Genomic DNA, 3,108 nt, shown 5'->3' with positions numbered 1-3,108 from the left:
CGCCCGCAGGTCGCCGAGCCCGGCGCGGACATGGTCGAGCGCGTCCGGCGCCGGCGGTCGCCCGCGATAGACGTTGCGCACGATCGCCTCGCCTAGGCCGGCGCCGCCGTCCGTCGCGCTGGCGGCGAAGCCTTCGCGATACGCGCCCAGCCGGCCGCCCAGCATGCTCATCATCCTGCCGATATGCTTGCCCACGACGATGTCGCCGATGCCGAGCTGCCGCAGCTGGCCGTCCATGTCCTCGACGAACCGCTCGGTCAGGCGGGCGGAGGGCACCGCCGACGCGTCGGGCTCCCGCTCCATCCGCAGCAGCACCGCCGCCAGCACCGCCGCGACCATGTCGAACCGGCCATCGACCGTGTCGGGCACCGCGCCGTCTAGGTACCAGTGCGGCTCGCGCGCGCGCAGCACCACCGCGTCGTACAGCGGCAGCGTCTCGTCGCCGTGGCGGCCGAACCCCGCCATCCATGCTCCCAGCCAGCCCACGCGCCTGTCCTCTTCGCTCGATCGGTCGGGCGGGCTGGCGGAGCGGCTTGCTGCGCCCCGCGTCCCCGCATAATGGACCTCGCATATCGAGGCACGGCACAGACGATGCAATCGCCCGTGTCGCCCGCCCGTATCGCCCCTGGCCCGGAGAGTATCATGCGTGTCCGCCCCTCCCTCTCCCCTCTCTGCCGCATCCTCGCGCTCGCGGCGGCGGCGGCCCTCGCCTCGGGCTGCACCAAGCTGCGCTCGCACCAGGGCTATATCATCGACGCGGACCTCGTGAACTCGGTCCAGCCGGGGGTCGACACGCGCGATTCGGTCGCCAAGGTGCTGGGCCAGCCCAGTTTCCGCAGCCAGTTCGGCGAGCAGAACTGGTACTATCTGTCGCGCGACTCCCGCAACTACGCCTACACCAGGCCGCGCGCGACCGACCAGCTGACGCTGGAGATCAGCTTCGACCGGACCGGCACCGTCTCCGCGGTCCGCCGCTCGGGCGTCGAGCAGATCGCCGCGGTCGACGCGCTTGCCAAGACGACGCCGACGCTCGGGCGCACGCGCGGCTTCTTCCAGGACCTGTTCGGCAACATCGGCACCGTCGGCGCGGCGGGCACGGGCACGCCGGACAACACCAACACCGGCCGTCAGCGCACCCAGCCCTGACGATCCCTCCGCGATGCTTTCGCGTCGGTGAAGACGTCGCGAGGGCGTCCGGCCAGCGACCGTTCGGGCTAGTCCGACACGCAGGTTCCGCGACGCGCGTGACACGGTGAACCTGTCCGCCGTAGGTCTGGGGCCTGCCCCAGGATCGCATGCGGGGTGTGGACAGCCCCCGCCGCGCGTCGCACCCGACGTGCCATGGCGACCCGGCCGACGCCGCTCCCTTACGGACGATGCTGGCCCTCCGAATAATGCCGGCCGTCGCCGATCGGGACGGCGGTCCCGGCACGGCTGTTGCGTTCGGCGGGCGGCGTTGCGACAAGCCGATCCGGATTCGGGGGGATTCGGACGGTGTTCGCGTTGCTGGGGGTCATGGACGTCGTCCTGCGCGAACTGCTGCTGTTCGCGGGCGCGGGCGTGCTGCTGGGCGGGATCGACGATCTGGCGGTCGACATCGTCTGGTGCGCCCGGACCGGATGGCACCGGCTCCGCGGAAGCGGCGGCATGGTGCCGCTGCTGGACGACCTTCCGCCGATCGATCCCGCCAGCCGTTTCGCGGTCTTCATACCCGCATGGGACGAATCCGGCGTCATCGCGCCGATGCTGCGGCTGACCGCCGCGCGCCTCGACCATCCCGGCTGCACGTTCTTCGTCGGCTGCTACCCCAACGACCGCGCGACGATCGCCGCGGTGATGCGCGTCGCGCGGGACGAGCCGCGCATCCGGCCGGTGATCGGCGTGCGCGACGGCCCCACGACGAAGGCCGATTGCCTCAACACGCTGTGGCGCGCGCTGATGCGGGAGGATGCCGGTCGGGACGGGGCGGACGCGACGCGCGCGGTGATCCTCCACGATGCCGAGGACGTGGTGCCCGCCGGCGAGCTGCGCGTCTTCGACGCGCTGATCGGCGGGCATGACATCGTCCAGCTGCCGGTGCTGCCGCTGATCGATCCCGATCGGCCGCTGGTGTCCGGCGTGGTGGCCGACGAGTTCGCGGAGAACCATTCGAAGACGCTGGTGGTGCGCGCGATGGTCGGCGCGGGGCTGCCGCTGGCGGGCGTCGGCTGCGCGATCGCGACGCCGGTGCTGCACGCGCTGGCCGCCCGGCACGGGACGCCGTTCGATGCCGACAGCCTGTGCGAGGATTACGAGATCGGCCTGCGCGCGACCGCATTGGGTGCCCGCGCCTGCTTCGCGCGCGTCGCCGCGGCGGCGGGCGAGCCGGTGATGGCGGTGCGCGAATATTTTCCCGCCACCCTGGGCGCCGCCGTCCGACAGAAGGCGCGATGGATGACGGGCATCGCGCTGGCGGGGTGGGACCGGACCGGCTGGGCGCGGCCGCTGGCGATCGGCGACCACTGGATGCGCGCGCGGGACCGGCGCGCGCCGCTCGCGATGCTCGTGCTGTGCTCCTGCTACCTCGCGCTGCTGACGTGGGGCGTCACGGCGCTGGCGCATGCGGTGGCGGGCGTGGCCGTCGCGCGGATGTCCGGCGGCATGACGCTGCTGCTGCAGGTCAACGCGGCCCTGCTGGTATGGCGGATGGCGATGCGCGCGCTGTTCACCCACCGCGCCTATGGCCGGCGCGAGGCGCTGCGGTCGGTGCCGCGGATGCTGGTCGGCAACCTGATCGCGCTGCTCGCCGCCCGGCGCGCGCTGTGGTGCTATCTGAAGCTGCTCGGGGGCGGCGCGGCCTGCTGGGACAAGACCACCCATGCGTTTCCCGCAGAGTTCGGCGGCAACGGACCGCCCATGGTCGCCGGGCCTGCGTGAGGAGAGGCGGCCGACCGCTGCGGTTCCTGCTGCTGGTCCTTGGCGGCTGGACGGGCGCGCGTGCGTGGATGCTGTGGCCGGTCGTGCCGACCTTGTCGGCGCTGGCGCAGGAAGCGGTGCCGGCACCGATGCCGGCGGCCCCCATGCCGGTGCGATCGCCGGCGCGGCTGCCGCTGGCGCGACCCGGCGCAC

The 3,108-nt window shown here is 72.9% G+C and carries 3 protein-coding genes and 1 pseudogene; 3 read left to right on the top strand and 1 reads right to left on the bottom strand.

The window, feature by feature from the left end:
* Positions 1 to 465: ubiquinol-cytochrome C chaperone family protein (locus tag HUV01_RS14305; RefSeq protein WP_174298879.1), on the bottom strand; the 465-nt coding region annotated here is incomplete at its 3' end.
* Positions 466 to 642: 177 nt separating this feature from the next.
* Between HUV01_RS14305 and HUV01_RS14300 the strand changes: the two genes are divergently transcribed.
* From HUV01_RS14300 to HUV01_RS14290, 3 genes and pseudogenes are all read left to right on the top strand, one after another.
* Positions 643 to 1,146, top strand: coding sequence for an outer membrane protein assembly factor BamE (locus HUV01_RS14300; RefSeq protein ID WP_174298877.1), 504 nt, complete (start codon positions 643 to 645; stop codon positions 1,144 to 1,146).
* Positions 1,147 to 1,494: 348 nt separating this feature from the next.
* Positions 1,495 to 2,916, top strand: coding sequence for a glycosyl transferase family protein (locus tag HUV01_RS14295; protein ID WP_254606694.1), 1,422 nt, complete (start codon positions 1,495 to 1,497; stop codon positions 2,914 to 2,916).
* Positions 2,913 to 3,108 (top strand): annotated as a pseudogene (locus HUV01_RS14290) (hypothetical protein); the annotation flags it as partial. The gene HUV01_RS14295 and the pseudogene HUV01_RS14290, both read left to right, overlap by 4 nt.

The organism is Sphingomonas bacterium, assembly GCF_903643035.1.
In the GTDB taxonomy this organism is placed as follows: Bacteria; Pseudomonadota; Alphaproteobacteria; order Sphingomonadales; family Sphingomonadaceae; genus Sphingomonas.
This window is presented reverse-complemented; position numbering and strand designations above follow the sequence as displayed.

Excerpts from the sequence above, each read along its gene's own strand:
- HUV01_RS14300 (WP_174298877.1), top strand. The coding sequence starts at position 643 with ATGCGTGTCCGCCCCTCCCTCTCCCCTCTCTGCCGCATCCTCGCGCTC.